Source organism: Psychromonas sp., assembly GCF_047632955.1.
Classification (GTDB): Bacteria; Pseudomonadota; Gammaproteobacteria; order Enterobacterales; family Psychromonadaceae; genus Psychromonas.
In genome coordinates this window covers 1-5,894 of the sequence record NZ_JBLIED010000080.1, presented here as the reverse complement: position 1 = coordinate 5,894, position 5,894 = coordinate 1, and the positions used below count along the sequence as shown (strand labels likewise).

At 37.5% G+C, this 5,894-nt stretch carries 7 protein-coding genes, 1 other RNA gene and 1 pseudogene; 2 read left to right on the top strand and 7 right to left on the bottom strand.

Annotated elements, in window-relative coordinates:
• From ACJAZP_RS19715 to ACJAZP_RS19700, 4 genes and pseudogenes are all read right to left on the bottom strand, one after another.
• Window positions 1–463: pseudogene (locus ACJAZP_RS19715) on the bottom strand (MotA/TolQ/ExbB proton channel family protein); the annotation flags it as partial.
• 5 nt (window positions 464–468) lie between these two features.
• On the bottom strand, window positions 469–1,233 hold the full coding sequence (locus ACJAZP_RS19710; protein ID WP_415232443.1) for a DUF3450 domain-containing protein: 765 nt from the start codon (window positions 1,231–1,233) through the stop codon (window positions 469–471).
• Between the two features lie 1,280 nt (window positions 1,234–2,513).
• Window positions 2,514–2,729: a TonB-dependent receptor plug domain-containing protein gene (locus ACJAZP_RS19705; protein WP_415232445.1), complete on the bottom strand. Its 216-nt coding sequence runs from the start codon at window positions 2,727–2,729 to the stop codon at window positions 2,514–2,516.
• 23 nt (window positions 2,730–2,752) lie between these two features.
• A complete protein-coding gene (locus ACJAZP_RS19700) occupies window positions 2,753–2,977 on the bottom strand; it encodes a hypothetical protein (RefSeq protein ID WP_415232442.1) in 225 nt (74 codons plus the stop codon).
• A gap of 355 nt (window positions 2,978–3,332) precedes the next feature.
• On the opposite strand from ACJAZP_RS19700, the gene ACJAZP_RS19695 reads away from it, so the two are divergent.
• A complete protein-coding gene (locus ACJAZP_RS19695) occupies window positions 3,333–3,620 on the top strand; it encodes a late competence development ComFB family protein (RefSeq protein WP_415232441.1) in 288 nt (95 codons plus the stop codon).
• Window positions 3,621–3,642: 22 nt separating this feature from the next.
• On the opposite strand, the gene ffs is transcribed toward ACJAZP_RS19695, so the two are convergent.
• Both ffs and ACJAZP_RS19685 read right to left on the bottom strand, forming a co-directional pair.
• Window positions 3,643–3,739: signal recognition particle sRNA small type (gene ffs, locus ACJAZP_RS19690), an RNA gene on the bottom strand.
• A gap of 130 nt (window positions 3,740–3,869) precedes the next feature.
• Entirely contained in the window at window positions 3,870–4,916 is a 1,047-nt protein-coding gene (locus tag ACJAZP_RS19685) for a Glu/Leu/Phe/Val dehydrogenase dimerization domain-containing protein (RefSeq protein ID WP_415232440.1), read from the bottom strand.
• A 216-nt stretch (window positions 4,917–5,132) separates the two neighbouring features.
• Between ACJAZP_RS19685 and ACJAZP_RS19680 the strand changes: the two genes are divergently transcribed.
• A complete protein-coding gene (locus ACJAZP_RS19680; RefSeq protein ID WP_007641249.1) occupies window positions 5,133–5,600 on the top strand; it encodes an Lrp/AsnC family transcriptional regulator in 468 nt (155 codons plus the stop codon).
• Window positions 5,601–5,788: 188 nt separating this feature from the next.
• Here the strand turns inward: ACJAZP_RS19680 and ACJAZP_RS19675 are convergent.
• On the bottom strand, window positions 5,789–5,894 hold a 106-nt coding region (locus ACJAZP_RS19675; RefSeq protein ID WP_415232444.1), incomplete at its 5' end, for a TyrR/PhhR family helix-turn-helix DNA-binding protein.

Below are 5,894 nucleotides of genomic sequence, written 5' to 3'. Positions count from 1 at the left end.
ACTCTTTAATGTTAGGAAGTCCTTTAGCTTCTTCAGACATACGTTTTAAAAACGCACCACGCCCTGGGAATTCAGCACTTACAATTGAAGTAGAAATTTGGCCATAAGCTTCGGCAGATGCTTGACGAACTACGCCAAACATTTCACCTAACGTACCTGTGGCAGTTATCAACTCAACTTCTTTCTCGGCTAATCTTACTTCGTTATCGGCAAATGCTTTTTGTAACCTGTCGCCACGAGATGTTTCAGCTTTGAGATCGGCTTGAGCCTTTCTTACTAAAGCTTGTTTGTCAGAACGAGCTGACTGAAATTCCGCTTCACGTTCTTTATTAATACGTGCTTCTGATACACGGCTCTTTTTAACTTCGTCAAGAAGCTCTTCTAAAGAAGTTGCTGCTTGTGCTGAAGAGGCTAATAATGTAATAGACACAGCAGCTAATATGGATTTAAATACAGTTTTCATCAATATTACTCCGCAGCTTTGATTGGTAGTTTAAGAAGATCAGCAGGCAATAGTTTGTTCGCCATACGCACAGCTATTACAACTGGATTAATATATTCAGCACCCAGCTCTTCCCAAGCCCTAGCATCATTGTCCCAAACCCAAGCACTCTTTTGATCAAGTGACAAAGCTAAGAGAGCTGTTCTACCAAGATTGAAAAACTCTACCGTAATTTTAGTTCCTTCGTAATCCAGCTTACCTTGATAAGCTCGAATGTTGGTACCGTATTGATTTTCAACTTGATACGCTTCAATTACTTGACGGAACTGTTCAGAAGTTGTGACATTTGAATTAGCCATAACATCACGTAGGCGTTCTACACGCTCTTTACGCTCTTCCAGATTAATTGGAATATCAAGATTAATGAATTTCTCAAGACTATCGATCATTCTAAACATTAGCGGAACTACACCACGTTTAACGCCATCGATACCATCAATCTGTGTTTGTAATGAATCGACGCTACGTTGTTGATCTGCAACCAATGTAGCTACGTAGTCATTGTAGACTTTCAGATTTTCTGTTTCGTCAACTACTCCGCGATACTCAATAAACAATTCCTGTGACTGTTCGTACAGATTATTTATTTTCTTTTGGGATTTCGCTGCAGCCGCATGAATTTTAGCTTCTTCTTTGTGAAGCTCGTTTAACGGATCTGCAGAGACAACGGCGCTGCTGCCGAGTGCTATCGCACCAACGACGGCAGAAGCAATAAGGTTTCTCTGGCTCATTTTGGACATAATTCCCAACCAATTTTTTTTGTTTTAAATCCTCGTCAAGCCATATACTTCGTTGACAAGGGGCTATAAAGCTCTGTTGTTTAAGGGGCTTCGAATTTATAAATATAAAGACTAAGACCTAAGAATATTCACACGTATGTAAGTAAATTGTCAAGAAACTACACCTATTAAGACGGAATTTATTACAATCAGCCAATCAATGTTCATAAACTAATCATATCAACATACAAATTAACACTAAACTACGGAGGTCGATTTAAAAGTTTAAACTTACACCGCAGTTCTAAGCAAAACCTTACAGCCAGAAAAGTTGACAGTAAATCTACTATAAAGCTATGAATAAATTATTTTTGTGACGTAGATACTATTCATCATAATTACATCAACAAAAAACAATAATTCACTGACGGCTTCTCAAGCCTCAAATCCCGTGTCATATCTCCATCAACATAAAATAATCTAAATGCGCCGATTTATTAATTTTGCCTACTGATACACAGGTTTCAATATCGTCTTTAAACACATTACATCTTTAATGACATTGACCATTTTGATAATAATAGCAGTAAGTTGTCTTACTGGCCTTCATCGTTCTAAAAAATATGTGCAGCAAATAGCTGTAAGCTTGTGAATTTATAAAATTAAATTTCATTTCACCTTTTTGCAAGGGCGATACAGCCTTTCTTTAAATATTTTTCTTCATGTGAAATTCTTTTTTTTAAATGGTTTATTGATTATTCACGTTTATCTTACTTGATGTGTCAGTCCCTCTGAACAAATCCAATAAAGGGCCAAATTGTCTCTTTTTAAGCTTTTAATATTTGCGATAAGTTCACATTAAAATTGTGCTTTGACACCAAGTGTATATTCACGTCCTAGAACATCGTAGCTGCTCGGGAAAGTATTTTCTACGTTAAACGTGTTAGAACCATCATCCTCCAACACATTGGGTCCGCCACAACCACCAATTAGAGGTATCGGCGGCTCTCCAGCTAGAAACTGTACCGACCGGCACCCGTGTCAGTATCAATTCCTAAGAGACCTAAAAGCCTGTCACCTAATAAAATTTGCTCACGATTCATCCAACTTAATTACATTGCGATATTACCGCGGTCATCATCCAGATTTGAACCTATAGTCAAAGAAATGTTGTCACTGTCTCCATCACTATCGCCAGTCTGAGTGTGGTTATACTCTAAAGCAACGCCTTGGAAATTCTCATTAAGAATAAAATTGACTGCACCAGCAACCGGGTCAGAGCCGTATACAGCTTAGGCACCACCAGTTACCACATCAACACGGTCAATTAATGCTGTAGATATAGTGGCAGTGTCTACTTGACCATTAATGTTAAATGGCTCCATACGGCGGCCATTCATCAAGACTAAAGTTATTTCAGTATCTAAACCGCGAAGATTAATGGTTGCTGCACCCTCTGAACCATTATTAGCATTCGCTCCATCTCCAGGGACCGTACCAAGTAAAATACGAATGGTTTTTCAATTTCTGGCTATTGTAAGAAAGCTATTTCTTCGGAATCCATCAACATAATTGGACTTGTAGTCACAGCACAAGGACGGAGAATATGCGAACCAGTAACTGATATCTTTTGTGTATCAGCAGTATCATTCGCACTTTGAGCAATGACAATATTAGTCACAAACATCCCTGAGGATGCTATACCAAATGTTGTAGCTAAACGAATTGACTTCGCCAACTTTGAATTTATAAACATTTATATCTCCTTGGACCAAAATATTTTAAGAGTTTAGTCGTTGAAACGACTTTTAAAATGAGGGGAGAGATCCTCTAATCCAAGAACCAACAGAATCATTACATAGGGTCAAAAACACCACCGAATAGCAACATAATGCACAACATATAACTAAAAAAGCACCTATATTAAAAAGCACCTATATTAAAAAGAAGTTATCTATCTTTTATTATCCAAAGATTTTTGTTTTACTAATTTTTCTGTCATGAAGATAAAACATTAACTATTGTGAACAGGCTTGGTAATTAAATTGTTAGACGAAACCACTCAACAATGTATATATTGGATCCATGAAATAATACTTTTAGGTAATGATATGAAGCTAGATGATGATGTCCATAACTATTACGAACACTTAGTACTCGATCGAATTGAGGCCTTAGGTCTGAATAAATCCAAGGACGAAGATTATTTGGCTGATTTATGCTGCCTTGCACTGAACCAAATACCTCCTCGATATATTAGATTTGAAGTGGACATGTCCTTTTATTTACCACAAAGTGAACGTCAACAGATGGAAATGAATGCAGTAAACGCGATTGGTCAGGCAATAAGCTTCTTGGATCAAAGTATTTTAGAGAAGAAATTAAAGTCAGCAATATGATAAGAATTTAGTGGTGGTGGTGCCCTTCCAGCCACACCTCGGCACATGAGTCGTTTGCTGCGGCTGCTCCCTTCCAGGTCTGACCGGGTTCACAAAGTATCATTGCGAGGGGACCGAAAGGTCACCATTGAAAATCCTTAACAAAAATTTTGCATCTCGTTAAGGCGGGCGCATTATGAACAAAGCTTATGTCAGATGCAATACCCTTTTCACGACATTTTTTTCGAAAATGTATTCAAAGTATAGAAATCAACCAAATCGTTCTTCAGCAATTTGATTAGCGACAATATTAGTCGCAACTCCTTGTGACTGAGAGCGACGGTATATCTCTAATAGTGTATCGCTTATCTTTTCAATATGGTCTCGTAAACCTTTATCTGAACTAGAAATTGATTGGTGATATATGTCAATTACTCCACCAGCGTTGATCACATAATCTGGAGCATACAAGATCCCTTTATCTGCTAACAACTGACCAAACTCTTCTTTAGCCAACTGATTGTTGGCTGCACCAGCAATAACTTTCACTTTTAGTCTCGCAATGTTTTTGGCATCAAGAATGGCTCCCATTGCACAAGGGGCAAATACGTCAACATCTAAATCAAAAATATCTTCAGGGCTGACTGCCGTGGCAGAAAACTCGCTGACTGCTTTTTCAATATTTTCTGGATGGATATCGCTGACATATAACTTGGCCCCCTGTTTATATAAATGTTTCGCCAAGCGAATTCCAACGTGCCCGAGACCTTGGATAGCGACTCTTACTCCTTTAAGCTCAGAGTTCATCGCATGCTCTACCGTTGTTTTAAGACCAACATACACGCCATAAGCTGTTGAAGGAGCTGGATTTCCGTCAGCTGGTTCAGAATTAATATGATATTTGGCATGAATACCTGCCACATGAGCGGTTTGTCTACCCATTAACTTCAAGTCAGCAACTGTCAAACCTGAATCTTCAGCACTGATGTATATCCCAGATAAACTATCAATGAACTTACCCATAGCAAACATTTTTTCTGGTGATTTTTCAGTTCGAGGATTGCCAATAATAACAGCCTTGCCGCCCCCCTGTTTAAGCCCAGCCATCGCGGCTTTATAAGTCATGCCCTTGGACAATCTTAATACGTCTCGCAGTGCTTCTTCATCACTAGCATATGGCCACATACGACACCCCCCTAGGGCATTGCCTAGATTTGAATTATGCACAGCAATGATTGCTTTTAACCCACTTTTTTTATCTTGATAAAAAGACACATGTTCGTGCCCATCAAATTCACTATGCTCAAAAACCGACATCTCACTCACCCTTTAAATGTTCTAACTTGGTGATCATATCCCAGAAGATGTAGGACATCTTTTGCGACTTTATTGTGCAGTGAAACTAGTTAAACTAAAAAATCACAGATGAATTGTGTCACTAGGATAAATATCCTCTTTTTTGTCTTGAAAAAGAATTAAACTTTCATCATGCTATCAGCCAATTAAATACTCTCAATAAAATAAAATAAATTTATGAAACTAGATAAATTCGATCGAGAAATTTTGCGAGTCATGCAAAAAGACGCGACTGTTTCGATGGCTGATTTAAGTCAGAAAGTGGGTTTGTCACACACGCCATGTTGGCGCAGAGTTAAACGACTCGAAGCTGAGAAGGTTATTCTTCAAAAAGTGACATTGCTGGATAATAAAAAATTAAATCTAGGTGTGTCAGTTTTCATTTATGTCACCTTAAAAAATCATGACGGAGAGTCATTAAATGACTTTGAAAAGGCGGTTCAAAACATTGAATCAATAGTTGAGTGTCATACTACTAGTGGAGATAAGGATTATTTGTTGAAAGTTATTGTCGAAAGTATCGAAGAGTATGAACACTTACTTAAAACTAAATTGACAAATCTCCCCTTAGTCGACCATTTAAGTTCAACGTTTGCGCTTAAACAAGTTAAAAACACTACTGAATTACCCATTAAAAATCTTTGAAAAATCTGCTATTTAGATATCAGCAGATTTTTAGAACAAAATAACTTTAAATTTTATCAGGATTTCATCTCGGCTCTTTAGAATAAAAGACTGTAATATTTACTTTCGCCGAACTTCCATTATCTTGTTTTTGAGTGACTACAAATATTTGACAAAAAAAATACCAATCAATAATTATAATAAGACCATTACACTATTTTTACAGTCTTTTTGTTAATGCCGTAGTCACGTAATTTATTAGCAATAGCGGTGTGGCTTAAACCTAATTTTTTAGCTAACTGTCTGGTACTCGGA